Annotated in this window: 24 protein-coding genes; 14 read left to right on the top strand and 10 right to left on the bottom strand. The window is 28.6% G+C overall.

Annotation, left to right across the window (positions count from 1 at the left end; translation table 11 throughout):
• Position 1: 1 nt before the first annotated feature.
• Genes I1A51_RS14735 through I1A51_RS14720 form a run of 4 tightly spaced genes read left to right on the top strand, consistent with a single transcriptional unit; the run spans position 2 to position 4477 of the window.
• Positions 2 to 2191, top strand: a complete 2190-nt coding sequence (locus I1A51_RS14735; protein WP_196895237.1) for a peptidase domain-containing ABC transporter — start codon at positions 2 to 4, stop codon at positions 2189 to 2191.
• A gap of 1 nt (position 2192) precedes the next feature.
• Positions 2193 to 3146: an HlyD family efflux transporter periplasmic adaptor subunit gene (locus I1A51_RS14730; protein WP_196895236.1), complete on the top strand. Its 954-nt coding sequence runs from the start codon at positions 2193 to 2195 to the stop codon at positions 3144 to 3146.
• Positions 3147 to 3158: 12 nt separating this feature from the next.
• On the top strand, positions 3159 to 3656 hold the full coding sequence (locus I1A51_RS14725) for a hypothetical protein (protein ID WP_196895234.1): 498 nt from the start codon (positions 3159 to 3161) through the stop codon (positions 3654 to 3656).
• The gene (locus tag I1A51_RS14720) at positions 3653 to 4477 is read left to right on the top strand and encodes a tetratricopeptide repeat protein (RefSeq protein WP_196895232.1); all 825 of its coding nucleotides are present in this window, start codon (positions 3653 to 3655) and stop codon (positions 4475 to 4477) included. The genes I1A51_RS14725 and I1A51_RS14720 overlap by 4 nt, the downstream gene beginning before the upstream one ends.
• A gap of 34 nt (positions 4478 to 4511) precedes the next feature.
• Here the strand turns inward: I1A51_RS14720 and I1A51_RS14715 are convergent, their stop codons facing one another.
• Positions 4512 to 6896: an outer membrane beta-barrel protein gene (locus I1A51_RS14715; RefSeq protein WP_196895230.1), complete on the bottom strand. Its 2385-nt coding sequence runs from the start codon at positions 6894 to 6896 to the stop codon at positions 4512 to 4514.
• 452 nt (positions 6897 to 7348) lie between these two features.
• Between I1A51_RS14715 and I1A51_RS14710 the strand changes: the two genes are divergently transcribed.
• From I1A51_RS14710 to I1A51_RS14690, 5 genes are all read left to right on the top strand, one after another.
• Positions 7349 to 7936, top strand: a complete 588-nt coding sequence (locus tag I1A51_RS14710) for a hypothetical protein (RefSeq protein WP_196895228.1) — start codon at positions 7349 to 7351, stop codon at positions 7934 to 7936.
• A 38-nt stretch (positions 7937 to 7974) separates the two neighbouring features.
• On the top strand, positions 7975 to 8814 hold the full coding sequence (locus I1A51_RS14705) for a helix-turn-helix domain-containing protein (protein ID WP_196895226.1): 840 nt from the start codon (positions 7975 to 7977) through the stop codon (positions 8812 to 8814).
• 82 nt (positions 8815 to 8896) lie between these two features.
• The gene (locus I1A51_RS14700) at positions 8897 to 9295 is read left to right on the top strand and encodes a DUF4345 domain-containing protein (protein ID WP_196895224.1); all 399 of its coding nucleotides are present in this window, start codon (positions 8897 to 8899) and stop codon (positions 9293 to 9295) included.
• A 25-nt stretch (positions 9296 to 9320) separates the two neighbouring features.
• Entirely contained in the window at positions 9321 to 9911 is a 591-nt protein-coding gene (locus I1A51_RS14695; RefSeq protein ID WP_196895222.1) for an SRPBCC family protein, read from the top strand.
• A 55-nt stretch (positions 9912 to 9966) separates the two neighbouring features.
• On the top strand, positions 9967 to 10887 hold the full coding sequence (locus tag I1A51_RS14690; protein ID WP_196895220.1) for an SDR family NAD(P)-dependent oxidoreductase: 921 nt from the start codon (positions 9967 to 9969) through the stop codon (positions 10885 to 10887).
• A gap of 184 nt (positions 10888 to 11071) precedes the next feature.
• On the opposite strand, the gene purE is transcribed toward I1A51_RS14690, so the two are convergent.
• From purE to I1A51_RS14675, 3 genes are read right to left on the bottom strand one after another with little or no spacing between them, the layout of a single operon-like run.
• Positions 11072 to 11563, bottom strand: coding sequence for a 5-(carboxyamino)imidazole ribonucleotide mutase (gene purE, locus I1A51_RS14685; protein ID WP_196895218.1), 492 nt, complete (start codon positions 11561 to 11563; stop codon positions 11072 to 11074).
• 15 nt (positions 11564 to 11578) lie between these two features.
• Positions 11579 to 12034, bottom strand: coding sequence for a GNAT family N-acetyltransferase (locus I1A51_RS14680; protein WP_196895216.1), 456 nt, complete (start codon positions 12032 to 12034; stop codon positions 11579 to 11581).
• Positions 12035 to 12039: 5 nt separating this feature from the next.
• Positions 12040 to 13188 carry a 5-(carboxyamino)imidazole ribonucleotide synthase gene (locus I1A51_RS14675; RefSeq protein ID WP_196895214.1) on the bottom strand — a complete coding sequence of 383 codons (1149 nt, stop codon included), beginning with the start codon at positions 13186 to 13188 and terminating at the stop codon, positions 12040 to 12042.
• Between the two features lie 432 nt (positions 13189 to 13620).
• Between I1A51_RS14675 and I1A51_RS14670 the strand changes: the two genes are divergently transcribed.
• Positions 13621 to 15807 carry a glutamine synthetase III family protein gene (locus I1A51_RS14670; RefSeq protein WP_196895212.1) on the top strand — a complete coding sequence of 729 codons (2187 nt, stop codon included), beginning with the start codon at positions 13621 to 13623 and terminating at the stop codon, positions 15805 to 15807.
• 120 nt (positions 15808 to 15927) lie between these two features.
• A complete protein-coding gene (locus I1A51_RS14665; protein WP_196895210.1) occupies positions 15928 to 17106 on the top strand; it encodes a sensor histidine kinase in 1179 nt (392 codons plus the stop codon).
• 15 nt (positions 17107 to 17121) lie between these two features.
• Here I1A51_RS14665 and I1A51_RS14660 read toward each other — a convergent pair whose 3' ends face one another.
• Together I1A51_RS14660 and greA are read right to left on the bottom strand one after the other, a co-directional pair.
• Positions 17122 to 17520, bottom strand: coding sequence for an HIT family protein (locus tag I1A51_RS14660; RefSeq protein WP_196895208.1), 399 nt, complete (start codon positions 17518 to 17520; stop codon positions 17122 to 17124).
• Positions 17521 to 17611: 91 nt separating this feature from the next.
• Positions 17612 to 18088 carry a transcription elongation factor GreA gene (gene greA, locus I1A51_RS14655; RefSeq protein WP_196895206.1) on the bottom strand — a complete coding sequence of 159 codons (477 nt, stop codon included), beginning with the start codon at positions 18086 to 18088 and terminating at the stop codon, positions 17612 to 17614.
• A gap of 156 nt (positions 18089 to 18244) precedes the next feature.
• On the opposite strand from greA, the gene I1A51_RS14650 reads away from it, so the two are divergent.
• A complete protein-coding gene (locus tag I1A51_RS14650; protein WP_196895204.1) occupies positions 18245 to 18667 on the top strand; it encodes a Rieske (2Fe-2S) protein in 423 nt (140 codons plus the stop codon).
• A 55-nt stretch (positions 18668 to 18722) separates the two neighbouring features.
• Here the strand turns inward: I1A51_RS14650 and I1A51_RS14645 are convergent, their stop codons facing one another.
• From I1A51_RS14645 to I1A51_RS14630, 4 genes are all read right to left on the bottom strand, one after another.
• Entirely contained in the window at positions 18723 to 19901 is a 1179-nt protein-coding gene (locus I1A51_RS14645; protein ID WP_196895196.1) for an AIR synthase related protein, read from the bottom strand.
• A 97-nt stretch (positions 19902 to 19998) separates the two neighbouring features.
• Positions 19999 to 20988, bottom strand: coding sequence for an ABC transporter ATP-binding protein (locus I1A51_RS14640; protein ID WP_196895194.1), 990 nt, complete (start codon positions 20986 to 20988; stop codon positions 19999 to 20001).
• A gap of 1 nt (position 20989) precedes the next feature.
• Complete coding sequence (locus I1A51_RS14635) at positions 20990 to 22615, bottom strand: ABC transporter permease (RefSeq protein WP_317192852.1); 1626 nt, start codon at positions 22613 to 22615, stop codon at positions 20990 to 20992.
• Positions 22616 to 22731: 116 nt separating this feature from the next.
• A complete protein-coding gene (locus I1A51_RS14630) occupies positions 22732 to 23784 on the bottom strand; it encodes a Fe(3+) ABC transporter substrate-binding protein (RefSeq protein WP_196895190.1) in 1053 nt (350 codons plus the stop codon).
• 219 nt (positions 23785 to 24003) lie between these two features.
• Here I1A51_RS14630 and I1A51_RS14625 point away from each other — a divergent pair, with 219 nt between their 5' ends.
• Both I1A51_RS14625 and I1A51_RS14620 read left to right on the top strand, forming a co-directional pair.
• Positions 24004 to 24210: a PLDc N-terminal domain-containing protein gene (locus I1A51_RS14625; protein ID WP_196895188.1), complete on the top strand. Its 207-nt coding sequence runs from the start codon at positions 24004 to 24006 to the stop codon at positions 24208 to 24210.
• Positions 24211 to 24325: 115 nt separating this feature from the next.
• On the top strand, positions 24326 to 24985 hold the full coding sequence (locus tag I1A51_RS14620; RefSeq protein WP_196895186.1) for a helix-turn-helix domain-containing protein: 660 nt from the start codon (positions 24326 to 24328) through the stop codon (positions 24983 to 24985).
• Positions 24986 to 25030 lie beyond the last annotated feature (45 nt).

Raw genomic sequence — 25030 nt, 5'->3', positions numbered from 1 at the left:
TATGAAAAAGAAATTTCCATTTTTCAAACAATTGGATTATAGAGATTGTGGACCAACTTGTTTAAGAATGATTGCCAAACATTATGGCAAAACTTTATCACGAGAATTTTTAAGAGAAAAAGCTGGAATCACTAAAATTGGTGTTACCTTAGGTGGAATTGCAGATGCAGCTGAACAGATAGAAATGAGAACTTTGGGAATGCGAGTTTCATTTCAAAGTTTGATTGAAGAAATTCCATTACCTTGTATTGTTCCTTGGGAACAAAATCATTTTGTGATTGTTTATGAAACAACAAAAGAGAAAATATTTGTTGCAGATCCTGCGAAAAATCTTGTAGAATATACTCACGATGAATTTATTGAAAAATGGACGAGTTTACAAGATAAAACTGGCTATGTTTTAGCACTTGAACCAAATGCTGAATTTTACAAAATAGAGGAAGAATCTAAGAAAAAAACAAGTTTAAATTTTATTCTTCCATATATTAAACCATATAAAAAAATTATTCGCCAGCTCTTTATTGGTTTAATTTTAGGAACGATAATTCAATTTACGTTACCTTTTCTATTACAATCTATTGTTGATGTTGGAATTGCAAATCAAAACCTTTCTTTTATATATTACATTCTATTTGCGCAATTAATTCTATTCATTTCTCAAACTTCTTTACAAATTTTCCGAGAATGGTTAGTTCTTCATGTTACAAGTAGATTGAATATTAAAATGATTTCTGATTTTCTCTATAAAATTTTAAACTTACCTGTTTCTTATTTTGAAACAAGAAATACTGGAGAACATCTTCAAAGAATCGCAGATCATAGAAGAATTCAAAACTTTATATCTTCTTCATCTTTTAATATGTTATATTCATCTCTATTGTTTTTGACTTTTAGTTTTGTTTTAGCGTATTATAATTTTCAAATCTTTATTGTCTTTTTAATTGGCGCAATTTGCTATGTTACTTGGGCTTTATTTTTCTTAAAAAAACGAGCTGAATTAGATTTTAAAAGATTCGATGAAATGTCGCAAAGCCAAACAGCTTTGGTACAAATAATCGATGGAGTTCATGAAATAAAAATTAATAATTCTCAAAGAAAAAATAGATGGAAATGGGAACAAATTCAAACAAAATTATTTAAAACATCTATTAGTTCTTTATACCTTTCACATTACCAATCTATAGGTTCTGGCTTTATTAATGAGCTAAAAAATATTCTTATTACATTTTTATCTGCAACTGCTGTAGTAAAAGGAGATATTACTTTAGGTATGATGCTTTCTATCCAATATATTGTTGGACAATTAAATGTTCCTCTGAATGATTTTATTGGATTTGTACAAATTTGGCAAGATGCAAAATTAAGCATCGAACGACTTTTACAAGTGCATAATAAACAAGATGAAGACAATAAGAAAATTGAAAAACAACTTCATTTATCAGAAAATCGAGATATCGTTATTTCAAATTTATCTTTTAGATATGGAGGAAATACAACTCCTTATGTTTTAAAAAATATCAATTGTGTATTTCCTGATGGTAAAATTACTGCAATTGTTGGAGCAAGCGGAAGTGGAAAAACAACTTTATTAAAATTACTTTTAAAATTTTGTGAGCCAACAAAAGGAAATATTCAAGTAGGTACAGATGATTTATCTAAAATCAATAACAATTTTTGGAGAAGTAAAAGTGGAGCTGTACTTCAAGATTCTTTCATTTTTGATGATTCAATTCTTGGAAATATTGCAGAATCTGAACAATCTGAAAAAGTGGATATTGAAAAACTAAAAAAAGCAATTCGCATTTCAAATAGTGGTGAATTTATTGATAAACTTCCTAATAGATATAATACTTCTATTGGAAATTCTGGTTTACAATTAAGCGGTGGTCAAGTTCAAAGAATTATGATTGCTAGGGCTGTTTATAAAAACCCGGAATTTGTCTTTTTTGATGAAGCAACAAGTGCTTTAGATGCAAATAATGAAAAAATCATCATGAAAAACTTAAATGATTTTATGCAAAATAGAACTTCGGTTGTTATTGCACATCGTTTAAGTACAGTGAAAAACGCAGATAAAATCATTGTTCTAGAAGATGGTGAAATTGTAGAAGAAGGTACACATGAGGAATTAACTCAAAGAAGAAATCGCTATTATGAATTAGTTAAAAATCAATTAGAATTAGGAAATTAGTATGGAAAATATTGAAAATGAAATCGACTTATATAGTTCAGAAGTTAAAAATATTCTTTCTACACCTCCGAAAGCAATTTATACAATTGGATATAAAATTCTACTTGTTTTTATCATTGTTTTTTACACTATAACTTATTTTATAAAATATCCTGATACAATTTCAGTTCAAACAACTATTTCAATTCCTAATCAAAAAATCTATGCTTCACAAAATGCAATAATCGATTCAGTTTTTGTAAATGAAGGTCAATTTGTAAGAGAAAAATCTATTCTTGCAACTTTAAAAAACACAGCAAATTCTATAGATGTTTTATTTTTAAAAAATTATTTAAACTCCATTTCTTTAGATAAAAAAAATTATACAAAAACTGCTAAAAATCTATTACCTCTAAATGTAGGGGAACTTTCTATTAGTTTAGAAAAATTCTTAAAATCTTTTGCTACTTTTTCCCAAAAATCATCTAAAAATCAACAACAAAAATTAGAACTTGAATTAAACTCTTTAAAAAATAAAATTCAGATTTGGGAAGGAAAATATATCATAAAAAGTAGAGAAAACGGCATCATCTATTTTACTAAAAACTGGAAAAAAAATGAAGATATTAATGAAAATGAACTTATATTTTCTATTGTTCCAAATAAAGATAATTTAAAATGTTTTAGTGAAATTTCTGAAAACTATTATCACAAACTTAAAATAGGACAAAAAGTGAATATTACTCCTTTAGGATATAATTTATCAAATCACGGAACTATCAAAGGGGAAATTGAAACTATTTCATCAATACCAAATCAGAATTCAAAATACTTTATAACATTCAAACTTTTAAATCATTTAATCACAACAAATGGTGATACTTTGAAAATAAATAACGAAATTCATGGTAGTGCAAAAATTGTCACAAATGAAACAAGAGTAATTCATAAAATTTTCTCGAAATTTAAATTTTAATAATTAAAAAATATGACTAAAATACAAACTCCTTTCCTCCTATTTTTACTTCTCATCCTATTAAGTTGCAATCAAAAAAAAGAACAAAAAGAATATACTGAACACATTGGAGATACCGTTTTTAATCCTAAAATTGATCATCAAAATTTCAAATTTTGCGACACTTCAAAAGTATTTCATTCACGCTCATTAATCGGTTATATTGGTGGACAAAGAGCTATTGAAAAAGAATTTCTACAACAATTTGTTTTCGATGAAAGTTTTCAAGATTTTACTGGAACTTTTTCAATTCGACTGGCTTTAAATTGCAAAAGAGAAACTGGAAGATTTCGTTGGGAAATTTTAGATAATCAATTTCGACAAATCGATTCTCCAAAAAAATTAGAAGAACAAGTTATTACAATTGTTAGAAATCTTAAAAATTGGGAACATATAAACTCAGAAACAAATCCAGATGGTTATTGTTATATCATCTTAAACTTCAATAACGGAAAACTAATCTTATCATGAAACAAGTAATTTTATTCGCATTTTTTTTTACTTTTTCTTTTATAAATGCGCAAGTAAATTGTTTAATTTATCCTGAAAATAGCGACGAAAGAAAATCATGTGAAATCACAAATGAAGCTCTAACTTACGAGCAAGGAAGCAAAAAATCACAAATGCTTTTGGACAAAGCGATTCTTTTAAACCCTAAAAATGACTTTGCTTTAAAAGAAAAATCTGTTCCTTTTTTAAAAAGAGGGTTTATTCTTGAAGGAATGGAAATCCTAAACAAAGCTGTAGAAGCGAATCCTAGAGATAATTTGGATTATAGAGCTTATTGGTTTTTCGCACTTGGAAATTATAAAATGTGTGTTGAAGATTTAGAAAGATATTATGCTTTGCCAAATGCATTTCCATATATTTATACATCAGGTGGAGATATGGATATGCGATTATTGTTAGCAATGTCTTATGCAAAACTTAATCAAAATAAGAAAGGACTTGATGTAATGAAAAAATATGTCGATAGTTATGAAGATACTTCTGATATTGGAAACTTAGATTATTACGTTCTTGGAATGCTTTATTATAAAAATGGTGAATTTGAAAATGCAATAAATGCAATTGAGAAACAGATGGCAATTTTACCTAATAAATATGGAAATTATTATTATGCTGCTCTTTCTCATAAAGCTTTAGGAAACACAGAAAAAGCGAAAGAAATTTTGAAGGATGCAATGTCAAAGTTCAGTAAACCTGATTATTATTCATTAATAAATTATAATTGTTTTAAAGTATATTTTGAAGATTTAGAAAACGAATATAATTTACTTGTAAAAGAATAAAAAAATCCCAAGAACTTTTCTTGGGATTTCTATTTTAATTATTACTATTAATTCTATTTTGTTCTTCTTGTGAGGAATTTTTTCTTTCTTTTTTCTTATTAAATCTTGAACCAAATTTATAAGTCAATTGAAAATACAACTTCTGTCTTGACCAATCACTAACGATATCTCCATCAATATTATCATATCGAATTGTTCCAAAAACTTTTCTATTTAAAATATCAGAAATTCCAAGATTTGCTTTTAATTTTCCATCGATAAATGTTTTACTCAAAGCAAAATCCATATTTGCTACCCAATCAACATCCAATTGTCCTTCTAAACTTCCTGTGTTATAATACATCGAAAATTCAGATTGAATGTCCCAAGGCAATTTATATTCAACACTTGTATACCAAGTTAAAGACCATTTATCAATATCTAAAGTTGGCATTAATCTATCTGACATATAACGATTATAATTCACAATAAATCCAGAATATCCATCTAAACTTTTTACAAAATTCACAGGAGCAAAAAGTCTAAAATTCCAATTTTCTCTTTCTTCTAAGTTAATCATCGACCTTGAAATTTGAGCTGTTTCATCATTTTGGGTAATTAACTGAAAAAGTGCATCTTTTGTAGTTCGATAACTAACACTAAAAAATGGTTGACTTTCATAAGTTAAATTGAACTGAAAACTGTTTGTAAAAGATGGTTTTAAATTCGGATTTCCTTCTTCAAAAGCATACGGATCATAATAATAAACAAATGAATTTAGAGAATCATAAGAAGGTCTTTGAATTCTATAACTATAAGAAAAACTTGCACCAAGAACTTTTGTAAAATTTCTACTTAAACTTGCGCTAGGAAAAATTTTTGAAATATTTCGAATTCTTGTTTCATTGGTACTTTTAGAAGTTCCGCTTGTTTTGCTGTCTTCCCAACGAAGTCCACCAGAAAAATTCCATTTTTCCCATTTCCAATTTACTTTCGCATAAACTGCAAAAATATCTTCATCAACAATAAATCGATTACTTTGATTTGGTTGAAAAACATAATCTTCATTTCCATTTTCTAAAAATGATTTTAAATCAGAATCTGTTTCGACCATAGAATATTTCACACCAAACATCCAATTTGATTCATCGTTAATCTTTCTTTTATAATCTGCTTTATACGTCTGAATATCATATTTTCCATCTTGAAAATAGCGTTGATTATCATATGGAACGGTACTATTTCCAACAGAAAAAAGCGTATTCATATTTTCATTATTATAGTTCACATAATTAAAATCAACTACTAATTTATTTTTCTCATTATCAAATTCATAATATGGATTTATATTGTAAATAATTCTCTTTTTCTCAAAATCATTTTCTGTATAAAGAGCATTTAAAAAACTATTTTCTGTGATTAATGTTCGATTTTCATCTGTTCTATCAGATTTTACTTGAATTCTTCTTCCACTTATTCCGAAATTATGATTTTCACTCACATAATAATCCATTCCACCTGTAAAACGATATGAAACAGGATGAAATGGCGATTCAGTAAACTGATCAAAAAGCGTTGGAGAAGTTTGTCCATCTTGCGGCGAAACTCTTCTACGGATTGTTAAATCTTCTCGCCAAGCAGATTTTCTATAAGAAGCGCTCGCTTGCCAATTTAATTTATTTTTATAGCTCGAAATAGAAGCACTTGTTCCATATTCTATTTCATTATCATAACCTGTATTTGCTTTTATATTTCCATGTGTCCCTAAAACCACATTTTTCTTTAAAATAATATTTAAAATCGGTCCAGAACCTTCAGCATCATATTCCGAACCTGGTTGTTGAATTAATTCAACTCTCGCAATATTATCTGCTGGAAAATCTCTTAAAAGTGTTTCTGTATCAATATAATTTGTTGTCTTTCCATTAATTAAAATCGTAATACCTTGTTGTCCTCCATAACTTATTTTTCCATTTGTAGCGATAATTCCAGGAACTTTTTTTACAACATCTTGTAAATTGGAATTTACCATAACAGATTTTTCAATGTCTACAATTAATTTTTCAGCAGTTTGTTTAATTACTGGACGAGTATTTATCTCGGTTTCGCCTAGCATTTGCATTTCTTCTTCTAAAGTAAAATGCATCGATTTTGAATTTCCTGTAATTTGAAAAGTTTCCGAAGTATGATTTTTAAATCCAATCATTGAAACTTCAATATGATATTTTCCGTTCGGAATATTTTTAAAAATATAATTTCCTTCATCATCAGAAGTAGTTCCTTTTATACTTTTAGAATCTTCTGAATTATGTAATAGAACATTTGCATAAGATAAAGGTAATTCGGAGGCATCAACGATTTTACCTGATATAGTGTTTTGTGCAAAAAGTAAAAATCCACTTAGCATAAAGAGGATATTTAATAGTAATTTTCTTTTCATTTTAAACTTTTTCGATTGTATAAATTATTTCTTGTTCATAAAAGCACTAATTTCTTTATTTAAAATTTATTGTCATAATTTGAAAATAATTCTTAACTTAAACTTGATTTAAAAAAGAAACCAACACATCTTAAAAGAAAGACGCATTGGCTTCTAAATAGTTGCCTCAAAAAAATTAATTTTGAAGATAAAGAAAATTGCAATAAGTAAATCCTATGGTAAAATGGGGTTTATATCAAAAAGAAAGAGTGATCCAAAATAACTTACGTAATTTCAAATCACTGCTTATCTTAACCTTTTATCTAGTAAATTCTCCCATATCTCCTAGAATCCTGATACAAATCTATTGCAGTTTCCCCAGTAAAACACTACACTATAGGGTAGTTTTTCATTTTATCTAACAAAATATCTATATTCGTAGAAAAAAGAAAAACAACTTCCAATTAGTACACATGAAGCATACATTTATTTTAATTCTATTATTTATCTTAAGTTTTTTATTCCTTTTTGTCATTCAAAAAAAAGGAAAGAAAAGTGAAGTTATTTCATTTATCTCAACTATAATCGCCACACTTATAGGAGTTTGGCTTGCAATTACACTTACAAATTCGGAAAGTTTAAAGAAAGAAAAAGAAGATACTGTCAAACTTTTACAATCTTCTATTTATATCATAAAAGAAACTTCTGATTACACTTCAAGTTTGAATGAAAAGCTAAATCAACAAAGAAATACTATTAAAAATGACTCTATTAAGGTTCAAGAAAGACTTAAAGAATTAAGAGATAAAAATCCGATTCCATATCCAGATTTATTTGAAGTAAATCTTTCAAATGATTTAATTACAAAAAATGTTTCAGAAGAAAGTTTGAGTAATATTTATAATATTCTTTTTAATTTAAAAAAAACTTCTGATTATAAACATGTAAAGATTCATCAAGAATTACTACTAAATTTAGAGACTATTCTTTTATTAGAAATTCAATATCAAAAAGAAGAAATTGATTTAGAAGAACTGGAGCAAAAAATAGATAAAATCTAGAATTTTTAATCTTTTTCAAATAATTTTAAATTTGTAAAATGGAATTTAGAGAACAAATAATTACATACAAAGATCGAGTAGTTTTTATCAAACTTTCGATGCCTTATTTCAACAGAACATTGAAACATTATGTGGAAGATGAAGCATGTTTCATGTTTGTAAATAAAGGAGAAGTAGCTATTCGTTCTCAAGAACATTTAATGACTTTAAATAAAAATCAAGGAGTTTTAGCCAAATGTTTGAATTATTTCTTTGAACCAGTTGATGGACGAAAAAACCAATGTGATAATGAAATTGAATCTGTTGGAATTTTTCTTTATCCTTCTCTAATTAAAGATATTTTTGAATTCGATTTGGCTTCTTCTAATTATACTTTAGATTATAATTTAAAACAAATTCAAGTAGACAAATTATTAGAAAACTATCGTGCAAGCATTGATATTTTATTAGATAATCCTGAACTTGCTGATGATAGTATGATTAAAACAAAGTTGAAAGAATTTGTTTTATTAATTACAAAATCACAAGATATTCCTTCGCAACTTGATTTTTTAGCTGCAATTTTCAAACCGAATGAAGTTGCATTTAAATCTACAATTCAACATAATTTATATGCTAATTTATCTATTGATGAATTGGCTACTCTTTGTCATTTAAGTACTTCTTCTTTTAAAAGAAAGTTTAAAGAAGTTTTTAATGATAGTCCAAAACAATATATTTTAAAGAAAAAAGTGGAAAAAGCTGCTGAGCTTTTAAAGAATAAAGAACTACGAATTTCTGATGTTGCTTTTGATGTTGGCTTCGATTCTTTGGCTACATTTAATCGAAATTTCGCAAAAATCTTCAAAAAAACACCTTCTGAATATCGTTTGAACTAAAATGATAAGTTTTTGAGCTGAAACAAGAAATTCAGCCGATGTCTTTTCAGGAACTTTGTAATGTAATTGAAAAGATAAAATCATGAAGAATTCAAAAGTATTAAAAATCTTCCTAATTATTTCGGGTGTAATTCTCGCATTTATAGGAGGTTCTACACTTATTATTCCAGCAGAAATGAAAGCAACTGCTGCAATTGATGTAAGTGGAAATGTAAATTTACTGAACGATGTCAGAGCTTTTGGTGTGCTTGTACTTTCTATAGGAATTTTGACAATTTCAGGAGCATTTAATAAAAAACTAACATTTACTTCCAATGTAACTTCATTCATTCTTTTTCTAGGTTTAGGAATTGGGCGTGTGATTAGTATTGTCGTAGATGGCACACCTGTAGACAGTTTACAAAAAGCTACAGGATTAGAATTTGTATTGGGAATTATTGGATTAATCCTATTCATTAAATATAGAGAAACAAAAAAGTAGTAGTAAAATTATTAAAAACAAAATCATGAAATCAGTATTTAAAATAGGATTTTCCATAATTCTTATTGTTTTTACGACGCAAGTTTTTGCACAGAAAACAGATAAGAAAGTGATTAAGTTTTCTGTGGAAAGAATCATCAATGCACCTATTGAAAAAGTTTGGAAAGTTGTAGGAGAAGATTTTGGTGCAATTGCAAATTCACATCCAAAAATTGTGAGTTCAGAATATAATCAAGGTCATATAACAGGCGGAGAAAATGTAACAAGAAAGTGTAATTATAATGAAAAAGGAACGAAATATTTAGAGGAAAAACAGATAGAGTTTGACGCTGAAAATCATACATTCAAAGTATTAATTTATCAAACAGATGGAATTCCATTAAACACAGATTATACATATGGAATTTATGATGTTGATAAAATTTCAGATACACAATCGAAACTTACAATGACAATGGTTTTACGAACAAAACCAGCTTTTTTAGGATGGATTGCAAAGGGTCAGTTTAAAAAAGATATTTCTAATTATCTAATAGCTGTGGAACATCATGTAATCACGGGTGAAAACGTGAACAAAGAAAATTTCAAAGAGATTAAAAAGAAATACAAAAACTAAAAATTTCTTTGAGTAAAGTCTTTAAAACCAACAAAACAATTTAAAATGTAAAGTGATGAACAAAGTAATAATGATAACTGGAGCTAATACAGGAATTGGAAAAGATACAGCAAGACAATTAGCATTAAAAAGCGAAACAACAAAAATATATCTAGCTTGTAGAAATAAAGCAAAAGCAGAAATTGCCAAAAAAGATTTAGAAAAAATCACTGGAAGAAAAATTTTTGAAATTATCATTTTAGATGTTTCTGATACAGATTCTGTAAGAAAAGCAGTCAGAAATTTAAAAGAACCAATTGATGCAATCATTTTAAATGCAGGAGGTGTTGGAGGGAAAACTCCGAGAGCATTAACAAAAGATGGTGTAACTACTATAACGGCAATAAATCTTTTAGGACATGTTGTTTTAGTGAATGAACTTTTAGATGCAAATAAATTAAGAAATACGGTTCTTTTTGCAAGTTCTGAAGCTGCTAGAGGAATTAAGAAAACAGGAATGAAACGTCCAGATTTAAAAACCTCATCAATAGAAGAGTTTAGAAATGTATTTAATGGGCAATATTTCGGAAGTGATTTTGATGCGCTTCAAGTTTATGGAGTGATTAAATATGGAGGAACATTATGGATGTCTTCTATGGCAAGAAAATATCCTCACATAAAATTCTTAAGTATCAGTCCAGGAGGAACTAGAGGAACAGAAGGTTTTGACAGTTTACCTTTCCTTCAAAAAATAATGTTTAAATATATTGGAATGCCAATATTTATGCCTTTAATGGGATTATCTCATAGTTTACCAAAAGGAGCGAAAAGATTTGTAGATGGGATTAACAATCCGAACTTAGAAAGTGGTGGGTTTTATGCTAGCAAAGAAAATGTTCTTACAGGGCCTATTATAGATCAAAGTGTTATATTTCAAGATTTAAAAAATGAACAATATCAAGACAATGCTTATGAAGCAATTCAAAGTTTTGCTTAATGTTGTAATCTATAATTCGTAATTCTTTTTTTTCTATTACACAATCACCCTTTTTAAGGTAAAAACCTCATTGTTTTATTACAATGAGGTTTTATTTTTCAGTTTTTACACTGGTCTCCACAAACGATTTATTTCTGTTTAAATATACTACTTATTTAAACATATAAAAATGAAAACCAGATATTTAAGAAATATTTTTCACTTCCTCAGACGCTTTATATACCTTCTGTTTTAAGCCTTCTTTATAAGCGATTATTTTGTCTAAAACTTTCGAATCACTTGCTCCAATAATTTGTGCAGCTAAGATTCCTGCATTTAAAGCTCCGTCTAAAGCAACTGTTGCTACAGGAACTCCTCCTGGCATTTGCAAAATAGATAAAACAGAATCCCATCCATCTATAGAATTTCTAGATTTTACAGGAACTCCAATAACTGGAAGTGGACTCATTGAAGCGACCATTCCTGGTAAATGTGCAGCACCTCCTGCTCCTGCTATAATTACTTGAATTCCTCTTTTATGTGCATTATTACTAAAATCCACTAATTTTTCTGGAGTTCTATGTGCAGAAACAATATCTACTTCTATTTCAATTTCAATGCTTTTTAAAAAATCAATTGCTTGTTGCATTACAGGAAGATCTGAATTACTTCCCATAATTATTCCTACTTGTGCCATATTTTTGTTGTGTTGTTAATCATTTATTTGTTTTTCAAAACAGCGACTATTTTCAACTTCAGCATATTGTCCGTAATTTGAAATTACCTTATATCCTTGTTTTTCGTATAATGCAATTGCCTCTGGTTGTTTTAATCCTGTTTCTAAAATACATTTTTCAAAAGAAAGCTCTTTTGCCCACTTTTCTAATTCTAAAAGAATTTTTGAAGCAACGCCTTTCCCTCTGCTTTCTAATTTCGTGAACATTCTTTTTATTTCCATCGTTTTAGAATCATATTGTTTAATAGCTCCACATCCTAAAGGATTTCCATTTTCATATGCTAAAACAACATATTTTATCGTATCAATGCCATTAAATTGATGGTAAAAATCATGTTCATCTCCATCTCTTATAGCTAATTCTTTATCAAGATTTTTCACTAAAGAAATGAAATCTTTATTTTCTGAATTTGTTCTTTTTAATGCAATCATAAAACTTATTCAGCAATCACACGAATTTTCTTTTTTACTTCTTGTGCAATTTCTCTTGCTCTATTGATGTCTTTATTTACAATAGTAACATGTCCCATTTTTCGGAAAGGTTTTGTCATTTTCTTTCCATAAATATGTGGCGTTACACCATCTAATTGCATGATTTCTTCAATATTTTCATAATGCACATTTCCAGAATAACCTTCCTCTCCAACAAGATTCACCATTACACCACCTACTTTGCTTTCCGTATTTCCAAGTGGTAAATTTAAAACTGCTCGAAGATGTTGTTCAAACTGATTTGTATAAGAAGCTTCAATACTATAATGTCCACTATTATGTGTTCTTGGTGCAACTTCATTTACTAAAATGGAATCGTCTTCTGTTTGAAACATTTCAACAGCTAAAAGTCCAACATGATTAAATGCTTCAGCAACATTTAAAGCAATTTCACGAGCTTTTGTCGCTACTTCATCTGAAATTCTTGCAGGGCAAATTACATATTCTACCTGATTTGCTTCTGGGTGAAATTCCATTTCCACCACTGGATATGTTTTCACTTCTCCACTCGCATTTCTCGCAACAATTACTGCTAATTCATGTTTAAAAGGAATCATTTCCTCTGCAATACATTGTGTTTCTGGTAAATTTTCTAAATCGGAAGCAGTTCGAACAACTTTTACTCCTGTTCCATCATAACCGAATTGTGTAGATTTCCAAACAAAAGGAAATTCATGTGAATCCTTTTTTAAATCTTCTACAGTTTCATATCGCTTATATGGAGCTGTAGGAATGGCATTTTTTGTATAAAAATCTTTTTGATCTCCTTTATTTTGAATTGTTTTTAAAACATTTGGTTGTGGATAAATTGTTTTTCCCTCCTTTTCCAATTGTTCTAATGCTTCAATATTTACATGTTCAATTTCAATAGTTAATACATCAACTGTTTTTCCAAAATTGTAAACAGTTTCAAAATCCATTAAACTTCCTTGTACAAATTCATTACAAAATTTCGCACATGGAGCATCTGGACTTGCATCCAAAATACTTGTAAATACATCATATTTTTGAGTTTCGGATAAAAGCATCCTTCCTAATTGTCCTCCTCCAAGAACTCCTAGTTTAAAATCTGTTGAGAAATACGATTTCTTCATTATGTCTTTAGTTGTGTTGTGTGTTGTTGTTTTTGATTTAAAGCTTTGTCCAAAATTTTAAACTTTAAAACAGGACAAAAATAAACAAGAATTAGAATTCTAACGAACAGAAAATCAAATATTTTATGCTAAAATTCAAAGTTCTTTTATTGTAAAATGAACTATTTTAAATTTTATAATATTCTTAAAATAAGCTATTTAAAAATTCAATAACTTTATATAAGGTTATCTTTTAAAAGTTTAAGATAGCTTTTATTTATGTAAAAATAATATTCATTAAAATTACATATTTAAAAATAAACACTTCATTTTTCAGGGGTAAAATTAATTTTTTATAACATTATTAACAAGTTACCCTATAAAAAAATAGGGTGTTTAGATTTTTTTTATAAATTTGTGTGCAACAAAACAACACAACTAATTTTTTTTACAATGTCAAAATTAAGATTTCAAGCATTAAAGGAAACGCTGAATCGTAAGCCAGTTCCTATTAAAGAAGAAAAAAGACGCTCAGAGTTATTTGGAAACGATGTATTCGATGAAACAAAGATGCGTCAATATTTGACAAAAGAAGCTTTCAAAGGTGTAATGAGTGCCATTGAGCACGGAGATAAAATTGATCGTTCTTTAGCTAATCAAGTAGCAGCAGCTATGAAAGAATGGGCAATCTCAATGGGAGCAACTCACTACACGCATTGGTTCCAACCTTTAACGGGTTCGACAGCAGAAAAACACGACGCATTTTTTGAGACAATTGGTGGAGGATTGGCTATCGAGAAATTTGGAGGTAGCGAATTAGTACAACAAGAACCAGATGCTTCTAGTTTCCCAAATGGAGGAATTAGAAATACATTTGAAGCAAGAGGATATACTGCTTGGGATCCAAGTTCTCCTGCATTTATTCACGGAACTACATTAAGTATTCCTTCTGTATTCGTTTCTTATACAGGAGAAGCTTTAGATTACAAAACACCTTTATTAAGAGCTTTACGTTCTGTAGATGAACATGCAACTGCAGTTTGTAAATATTTTGATAAAAATGTAAAAAAAGTAAACTCATCTTTAGGATGGGAGCAAGAATACTTTTTATTAGATTCTGCTTTAGCACAAAGTCGTCCTGATATTATTTTAACAGGAAGAACTTTATTAGGACATTCTGCTGCAAAAGGACAACAATTAGATGACCATTATTTTGGAACAATTCCAAGAAGAGCAATGGCATTTATGTCTGATTTAGAGCAAGAATGTATGCTTTTAGGAATTCCAGCAAAAACACGTCATAATGAGGTTGCTCCAACTCAATTTGAGTTAGCGCCAATTTTTGATGAAGCAAACTTATCTGTAGATCATAATTCATTATTGATGGATGTGATGCAGGCTGTTGGAAATCGTCATAACTTTAAAGTATTATTACACGAAAAACCATACAAAGGAGTAAATGGTTCTGGAAAACACAACAACTGGTCACTTTCTACTGATACAGGAGTTAATTTGTTAAGTCCAGGAAAAACTCCAATGAGTAACTTACAATTCTTAACTTTCTTTGTAAATACAATCAAAGCTGTTCATACTTATGAAGATTTATTAAGAGCAACTGTTGCTTCTGCTTCGAATGATCACCGTTTAGGAGCAAATGAAGCGCCACCTGCGATTATTTCTATCTTTATTGGAGAGCAACTTACTAAAGTTTTACAAGATTTAGAAGGAGTTAGTAAAGGGAAATTATCACCAGAAGAAAAAACAGATTTAAAATTAAATGTTGTAGGTAAAATTCCTGAAATTTTATTAGACAACTGTGATAGAAATAGAACTTCTCCTTTTGCATTTACAGGAAATAAATTCGAGTTTAGAGCTGTAGGTTCTATGTCGAATTGTGCAGATCCAATGACTGTTTTAAATTCAATCGTTGCAAAGCAATTAAAAGATTTCAAAATTGCTGTTGACAAATTGATTGATGAAAAAGACATGAAGAAAGATGATGCAATTTTCAATGTTTTAAGAGAATATATCAAGTCTTCTAAAGATATACTTTTCGAAGGAAATGGATATGGAGAAGCTTGGGAAAAAGAAGCTGCAAAGCGTGGATTAAGTAATAATAAAACTACGCCAACTGCATTAAAAGCAAAAATTTCTGAAAAAGCTGTAGAGTTATTCGAAGAAATTAATGTAATGAATAAAGTGGAAGTAGAAGCTCGTTATGAAATTGAGCTTGAAAACTACACACACAAAATTCAAATTGAATCGAGAGTAATTGGAGATATCGCAAGAAATCACATTATTCCTACAGCAGTAAAATACCAAAACATTTTAATTGAGAACGTAGCTGGATTAAAGAAGATTTTTAAAGATGATTTCGAAAATTATGCAGAAGAGCAAATTATCTTAATCAAGAAAATTTCAAATCATATTGCTGCAATTAACTCTCAAATTAGCAAAATGATTGATACAAGAAAAGTTGCAAACAAAATCGAAGATATCGAAGAAAAAGCAACTGCATATTGTGATCAAGTTCTTCCTTATTTTGATACAATTCGTTATCATTCTGATAAATTAGAATTAATTGTTGATGATGAGCTTTGGCCATTAACAAAATACAGAGAACTTTTATTTGTAAAATAAGACAATAAATTTTTAAATACGAAGAGCTATTTCCCCGTGAAGTAGCTCTTTTTTAATTTTGGAACATACTAAGTTCTTCAAATATTAGTTATATCTTTCGTGACAAATGGGAATGAATTTATGGATAGATTTAAAGAAATATTTTCTCCAAGAAAAATAGCTGTTTTAATTTCTTTCATCGTTGTTGCTTTGATTCTTTGGAATACTTATGATTTTTTCCAAAAATTTAAGCAAGAAGAAAGAAGCAAAATGGAGATTCTTGCAGGAGCTTATAAGAAAATTGCTACAATCGATGTGAATGATGATATTGGTTATTATGATCAAATCATTAACAAGAATAAAAATATTCCGATGATTGTAACAAATGAAAAAGGGGAAATTGAAATTTGGAGCAATTTAAAAATAGATAACAGTAAATATTTTGAAGAATTAGATGAAGATTCAAAAAAATATTTATTGAATCAACTGAAAAAAATGCGCCGAGAAAATGAACCAATTCATATAAGTTATACTAGAGAAAAAGAACAAGTAATTTTCTATCGAAATTCCGATTTATTAAATAAATTGACTTTATATCCAATCGCATTAATCTTCATTCTTTTCTTATTTTCTACTGTTGTTTATTTGTTTTTTAAATCTTCAAAAATTGCAGAACAAAACAAATTATGGACAGGAATGGCCAAAGAAACAGCACATCAAATTGGAACGCCACTTTCTTCTTTAGTTGCTTGGATTGAATTGTTGAAATTTGAAAACATCGATGAAACAATTGTTCCAGAATTAGAAAAAGATGTAAATCGTTTAAGCACTATTGCAGAACGTTTTTCTAAAATCGGCTCGGTTCCTGTTTTAGAAAATTATCCGATAAAAGAAGTTACAAAAACATCTATTGAATATTTACAATCTCGTGTTTCTAAGCAAGTGAAATTTACTATAAATCTTGATTGTAGTAAGGAAACACAAATCAAATTAAATTCGCAACTTTTTGGTTGGGTTATTGAGAATCTTGTGAAAAATGCTATTGATGCAATGCAAGGAAAAGGTTCGCTAAATATTGACATGTCTGAAAATCATAAATATGTTCAAATCTTAATTGCAGACACAGGAAAAGGAATTCCGAAAAACTTAAGAAAAAAAGTTTTTTCTCCAGGTTTTACAACAAAAAAACGAGGTTGGGGACTTGGACTTTCTTTAGCGAAAAGAATTATAAATGATTATCACAAAGGAAAAATATATATCAAAAAATCCGAAGTTGGAAAAGGAACAACATTTTGTATTTTACTAAAAAAGGAGCTTTAATTAGCTCCTTTCTCTTTATAATGAATTAAATTTTTCTGATATTAAATTCGCAGTTTCTTTAAATTCTTCCTCAGTTAATTTATCTTTTTTCATGAACTGAGCATCTTCCATTTTTTTTAATGGAATTAAATGAACGTGAACATGTGGAACTTCCAGTCCAATTACTGTCATTCCAATTCTTTCACATTCGATAACTTCACGCATTGCCAAAGCAATTTTTCTACTAAAAGTCATCAATTCTAAATAAGCAGCTTCATCCATGTCAAAAATCTTATTGATTTCTTTTTTTGGAACCACTAATGTATGACCTTTTGCATTTGGGTTTATATCTAAAAATGCTATAAAATTTTCATTCTCTGCAACTTTATAACATGGAATTTCTCCTTGGATAATTTTTGTAAAAATTGAGCTCATTTTTTTATTCGTTTTTGTAAAAATAAAAAACCCTTTTTAATTATAAAATCAAAAGGGTTTAATAATCTTTTCTTAATAGATTTAAGTAATTTTATGCTCTCGAAATTTCTAAAATTTCAAAATTCATCACTCCATTTGGAACTTTAATTTCTGCTATTTCTCCTACTTTTTTACCAAGTAATCCTTTACCAATTGGCGAGTTCACAGAAATTTTTCCTGCGCGTACATCTGATTCAGAATCTGCAACAAGTATATAATTAAATTCCATTCCGTTAGCTGTATTTTTAATTTTCGCTTTTGAATGAATTAAAATCTTCGAAGTATCAAGCATCGATTCATCAATAATACGAGCATTAGAAACAACTTGCTTTAACTGAGCAATTTTGAATTCTAAAAGAGATTGTTCTTCTTTTGCAGCATGATATTCTGCATTCTCACTTAAGTCTCCTTTATCTCTAGCGTCTGCAATTTCTTGAGAAACTCTTGGTCTTTCAACACTCTCTAAATGCTCTAATTCGCTTTTTAATTTCTTAAATCCTTCTTCTGTATAATATGAAACTTTACTCATAACTCGTCTTTTTATTAAAATAGAAAATCCCATCTGAACATTCTCAGAATAGGACCAAAAAACCAAATATACAAATAATTTGTAAATTGCAGCGTTCTTAAAATAACTGAATTACGAAGTAAGAACAATTATTTTAGAATTTAAAAATACACATTAATGAAAAATATATTTATCGTTTTAATATTTAGTTTTTTATTCATCTCTTGTGAAGAAAATGAAACTAATGATAATTTACCAGCACAAACTGTAAATCTATCTTTAAACCTGAGAAATCCTGAATTTATCTCTTTGAGAACTCCAGGTGGAATTGGTTATGCACAAGGTGGTTTTCAAGGTTTAATAATTTATAATGTAAATGGAAGAACTTTTAAAGTTTTTGAAAGAGCTTGTCCTCATTTAAATCCAAATACTTGTGGCGGAATGACCGTAAAAGGAAGCACAAGATTAGAATGTCCTTGTGATAATGCCGAATTCAATATTTTAAATGGTTCCCCTTTAACAGAAGGAATAAATTATTTTGCTCGAGAATATAGAGCAACGTATAATGAAGCAACAGATATTTTAAGAATTACAAATTAATACAAACAAAAAAGACTCTCAAATTGAGAGTCTTTTTTTATATCAATATTTCTTTTTAATATTCGAAAGTTCCGTGTTCTGAAGTAATTGTTAGTTTTTTAGAATCTGAAGCTTCTACTCTACCAATAATTTGTGCTTCTACACCAAATTCTTTAGAAATTTCCATGATTTCATTTGCGACTTCTTCTTTTACATATAACTCCATTCGATGTCCCATATTAAATACTTGATACATCTCTTTCCAATCAGTTTTTGATTGTTCTTGGATTAATTTAAATAAAGGTGGTGTAGCAAATAAATGATCTTTTATCACATGCACATTATCCACAAAATGCAACACTTTTGTTTGTGCTCCACCAGAACAATGCACCATTCCGTGAATATTTTCTTTAGCAACTGAATTTAAAATCTTTTTAATAATTGGTGCATAAGTTCTTGTTGGTGATAAAACTAATTTCCCTGCATCAATAGAAACTCCTTCTACAGCATCTGTAAGTTTTACATTTCCAGAATACACTAAATCTTCAGGAACAGCAGCATCAAAGCTTTCTGGATATTTTTCTGCTAAATATTTCGCAAAAACATCATGGCGCGCAGAAGTTAATCCATTACTTCCCATTCCTCCATTATATTCAGTTTCATAAGTCGCTTGCCCAAAAGAAGCTAATCCTACAATTACATCTCCTGCTTGAATATTTGCATTATCAATTACATCTTCTTTTCTCATTCTAGCAGTAACTGTAGAATCCACAATAATTGTACGAACTAAATCCCCAACATCCGCAGTTTCTCCTCCTGTAGAGTGAATTTTGATTCCGTGATTTGCTAAATCTTCTAAAAGCTCTTCTGTTCCATTAATAATTGAAGAAATTACTTCACCAGAAATTAAGTTTTTATTTCTTCCAATAGTTGAAGAAAGCATAATATTTTCCGTTGCTCCAACACAAAGTAAATCATCAATATTCATGATTAAAGCATCCTGTGCAATTCCTTTCCAAACAGATAAATCTCCTGTTTCTTTCCAATACATATAAGCTAAAGAAGATTTCGTTCCTGCACCATCTGCGTGCATCACGATACAATGTTCTTCACTTCCCGTTAAATAATCTGGAACAATTTTACAAAAAGCCTTTGGAAACAATCCTTTATCTACATTTTTGATTGCGTTGTGCACATCTTCTTTGGAAGCAGAAACACCTCTTTGGCTATATCTTTTACTTACTTCTGAACTCATTTTTATTTTGTTGTGTTGTTGTTTTCGCAAAGTTAATTGTTTCTATAAAACTAACTCTATGTATATCTGAAAATTATTTCACAACAAAATGAAAAGTTTAAAAAACCAACAAATCTTCTTTTTCAAAACCAATAGAAACAGTTTCTACATCTAATTTTTCTTTGGTATAAACTTGAAAAAACTGTTCATTATTTAAAGCTAATTTCAATTGGTAATTTTCACCAAGGAAGGTTGTATTGGCAATTTTCGCTAAAGATTTATAAGGTAAATTCTCCGAAATTTTCAGATTTTTATTTCGAATAGCATATTGTTTATTTTCTTCTACTTGATAATGAAATTGTTCTAAAATTTCTTTTTGTAATGGCAGAACTTCTCCAAAAAGCGAAGCAACATAAAGATTTTTAGGAAACTTATACAATGTTTCTGCATCTGCTTTTTGAATTAAATTTCCATGTTTTAAAATCAAAATTTCATCTGAAACTGCTAAAGCATCTTGTGTATCATGTGTTACAAAAATTGCAGTAATACCTGTTTTCTTTACAATTTCAAAAATTTCATTTCGAAGCTGAATTCGCAACATTGCATCCAAATTACTAAAAGGTTCGTCCAAAATCAATAATTCTGGTTTTGGAGCAATTGCTCTCGCCAAAGCAACTCTTTGTTGTTGTCCACCTGATAATTCATGTGGATATCTTTCTTCAAACCCTTTTAATCCAACTAATTCTAAAACCTCAGCAATTCTATTTTTAGCTTCTTTTTTATCTTGATGCAAACCGTAAGCAATATTTTTTGCAACAGTCATATGTGGAAATAAAGCATATTCTTGAAATACCATTCCAATATTTCTTTTTTCTGGTTTTACGAAAGATTTATTAGAGGAAACTAAATTTTCATTTAAATAAATTTCTCCAGAATCAGATCGTTCCAATCCTGCAATCATTCGAATTAAAGTTGTTTTTCCACTTCCACTTTCTCCAACAAATGAAACTATACTTCCTTTCATAATGGAAAAATCTATTTCATTTAAAACATTTGTTTTTCCTCTGTCGAAGGATTTTGAAAGTTTTTTTATTTGTAAAATTTCCATGTTAGTCAATGATTAATTTATTTAAAAATATTACGGGTAAAATTCCTGTAAAAATGATGAATAAAGAAGGAATCGAAGCTTCCATAATTAATTCATCACTTGCAAATTCATAAGCTTTTACAGCCAATGTTTGTACATTATATGGTTTTAAAATCAATGTCAAAGGCAATTCCTTCATCACATCTACAAAAACCAAAAGCATTGCACTTAAAATTCCTTTTTTAAGTAAAGGAAATTCAATTTTAAAAAAAGTACGAATATTTCCAATTCCTAACATTTTTGAGGATTCTGGCAAAGCATTTCCAATTTTCAAACTTGTGGCTTCAATTGGATTGTAAGCAACTGCTAAAAATCGAACAATATAAGCGTATGTTAATCCAATAATACTTCCATTAATGATTAATCCAATCGATTCGGAAGTAAAATTTTTTGCAACGCCAATCATCCATTTATCTAATGTTAACGTTGGAATCATCACACCAACAGCAATTACAGCTCCTGGGATTGCATATCCTAAAACACTAATTTTCGACAAATTTCCAATAAAAGGAATTCGATTCCATTTTGTGAAATAAATCAGACAAATTGCTACAAAAACAGTTCCAATTGCAGCTAAAATTGCAATTCCTAAACTTTGCATGGCAATTGTAAAGAAATCCGATGTAAAAACTTCTTTATACGTTAGAGTCGCCCAATAAATTAATTGTAGAACAGGTAGAATAAAACCAAGAATAACTGGAATACTTACCCAAGAAAAAACCAACCATTTCTGAGAATTTGATAAAGCTATTTTTTGTTGTTTTCTTTCTGATTTTACACTATTAGAATAAGATATTTTTCTTCTTTGGTATTTTTCTAAAAGTAATAATCCGAAAATAATTGCAACTAAAAGTGCAGCTAAATACACAGCTGTTTCAGGTTCTTCTAAAGCAAACCACGAACGGAAAATCCCAGTTGTAAATGTACTTACACCAAAATATTTTGCAGCTCCATAATCATTTAAAACCTCCATTAAAACCAAAACCAAACCTCCAACAATTGCTGGACGAGCCATCGGTAAAAGTAATTTGAAAAAAGTTTTAAACTCTCCTACACCTAAAAGCTTAGAAACTTCAATTAAATTAGCAGATTGATGTAGAAAAAAAGCTCTGGAAGCAACATATACATATGGATACAAAGAAACACTCAGAATTAAAGCTAAACCATGAATATTCATAATATCCAATTTAGGAATTTGAATAGCAATTTGTTTAAAAAGTAATTCTAAAGAACCTCCATAATCAAACAAACCAGCAAAAGCATAAGCAGTAATATAAGAAGGAATGGCAAGTGGTAAAATCAACAACCATTCTAAATATTTTTGAAAAGGAAACTTATATCTGGAAACAAACCATGCGGATGAAACTCCAAACAAAACGGTTAAAATTCCACAAACAATGATTAAATAAAGTGAATTACTAATATAAGAAGTCAATACATTTCTCACTAAATGAGACCAAGTTTCTCCTGGCCCACCAAATAGTTTTATAAAAATGGCGATAATTGGTAATGCGATAAAAAAAACAATGGCCAATAAAAAAATTGACCATCGATTAAAATCTCTTTTAAAATGCGTTGATTTAAACATAAATTGCATTTAGATTTTTATATTTTCAATGTTTCTTTTCAAATCTTAAGAAACAAACCTAGAGTTTCATTCAGAAATTGAACACACCTCTACCCCCTCTCAAGAAGGGAACAAAATTATTTCCACTGTGCTTCATCAAAGATGATTACAGCTTTTTTGTTGTTTTCTCCTAATTTCGACAAAGATAATGTATCTTCTTTAAATTCTCCCCAAGACTGTAATAATTCTGAAGGTTGAACTTCTGGATTTACTGGATATTCATAATTTGCTTTAGCAAAAACTTCTTGCGCATCTTTAGAAATTAAATAAGCGATGAATTTCTCAGCATTTTCTTTGTTTGGTGCATGCTTAGCAACTCCTGCTCCACTAATGTTAATATGCGTTCCAGTAGTTTCTTGATTTGGGAAGAAAATTGCAACTCCTTCTCCAGCTTTTACTTCTTCTGGTTTAGATGAGTTCAATAATTTTCCAATGTAATATGTATTAACAATTGCAACATCTCCTTCTCCATTTACAACAGCTTTTACTTGATCTCTATCATTTCCTTTTGGATTTCTAGCCATGTTTTTCACCATTCCTTCCGCCCAAGCTTTTGCTTTTTCTTCTCCGTCATTTGCGATGATTGAAGCTAAAAGAGATTGATTGTAAATATTATTTGAAGAACGAACTAATACTTTTTTATTCCATTTATCTGAAATTAAATCTTGATAAGTAGATAATTCTTCTGGTTTTACTCTATCTTTTGCATAAGCCATTACACGAGCTCTTTTTGTTAAAGCAACCCATTTATTATCCTCATCTTTTAAGTTAGCTGGAACTATTTTTAAGATTTCCTCAGAAACGATTGGTTGTAATAAATCTTTATCTTCTGCTCTAACTAATCTTCCTGCATCTGCTGTAATCAAAACATCTGCTGGAGAATGCTCACCTTCTTGAATCATCTTTTGGATTAACTCATCAGCTTTTGCATTTACAACATTTACTTTAATTCCAGTTTCTTTTTCAAATTTTGCAAAAATATCCTGATCTGCTGGATAATGTCTGTGTGTATAAACATTTACAACTTGCTCTTTTACTTCAGGTTTTTCTTTTGTTTCTTCTTTTTTCTTGTTATCTCCACAAGAAATTGCAACCATAGCTAATGCAAATATTGCGATTCTTTTTATCATGATGGTGTTTTTTAATTTTGATTTATTTTGAACAAATATAAAACATTATTTAAATCCAATCTAAATAATATTCAGTTAAAAGTTTAAAAGTAAATAGAATTTATAGAAGTCAACAAATTGATTTGAATTTTATATTAATTTTAATAAAAAGCTTAAATTCGTGAAAGATTCTTTTATAGAAGAAAAATGCTATATTATTAATTAGAAAAAATCATTATTATGTATTATTTAGCCATGCCTGGCCCTTATCAAATTATTTTATTACTATGTATTATTTTTGTCATAACAACATTTATCGACATTTTAAAAAGTAAATTCAACGGAAATTCTAAATTAGTTTGGTTTCTAGTTGTTTTCTTTTTAAATTTTTTCGGAGCTATTCTATATTTTACAATTGGAAGAAAACAAAAACTGGCAAAACAATAATATTTTTGATTATTCATTTTCAAGGTTTTAAAACCATGTCATAAAGATGACATAAGCATGACGCAAGCAAAAAGTACAATTTGAAAGTAGATTTGTTTTATAAAATTTTAGAAAAATGGATAATCAATTATTAGCACAAAATTTAAAAAGTCTGAGAACTCAAAAAGGAATGACACAAGAGTTTTTGGCAGAAGAATCTAAAGTAAGTTTAAGAACAATTCAACGAATTGAGAAAGAAGAAACTTCGGTTCCAACAAATGAAACTTTAAAAAGATTGGCTTTTGCTTTAGGAGTAACTTTTGAAGAATTAATTGGAAATTCTATTGTAAAAGAAAATAAAAGTATTCAAAACACAATTATACTTTTAAAACAATTACTTTCAAAAACAACTGATAAAAAAGAAATCAAGATTTTTAAGAATTTCATAAATCTTTTAAATTCTTTACAAGAAAAAGAATTAACCAAAGAACAAGAAACAGCAATTGAGTCGTATTTAAATTATTTAGAATTAGATAAAATTCCTTCTTTCAGCAATGAACTTTATAAAAAGAAGCTTTCCCAGTTCAAGAAATATTTAAAAACAAAACTGAAATTCATTCCAACAAATTTTTATTTAAGAATCGGTTTAAGCTTTTCTATTTCTTATATCGTTGCTTTTATCATTACAAAAGGTTTAGATTTTACTTTTGTGGCAATCGGATTAATTTTTCTTGTGTATTGCTTAATTATGGAATATAAAATAAACAAAAGTGGACGTTCACTTTCTAATTTATAGAATTAAAAAAGCCTACTAATTTCATTTTTTAGTAGGCTTTTTTTG

It is taken from the genome of Aureivirga marina (assembly GCF_015767265.1).
GTDB lineage: Bacteria > Bacteroidota > Bacteroidia > Flavobacteriales > Flavobacteriaceae > Aureivirga > Aureivirga marina.
Note: the sequence above shows the minus strand (reverse complement) of the source record. Positions and strands in the feature narration are given on the sequence as shown.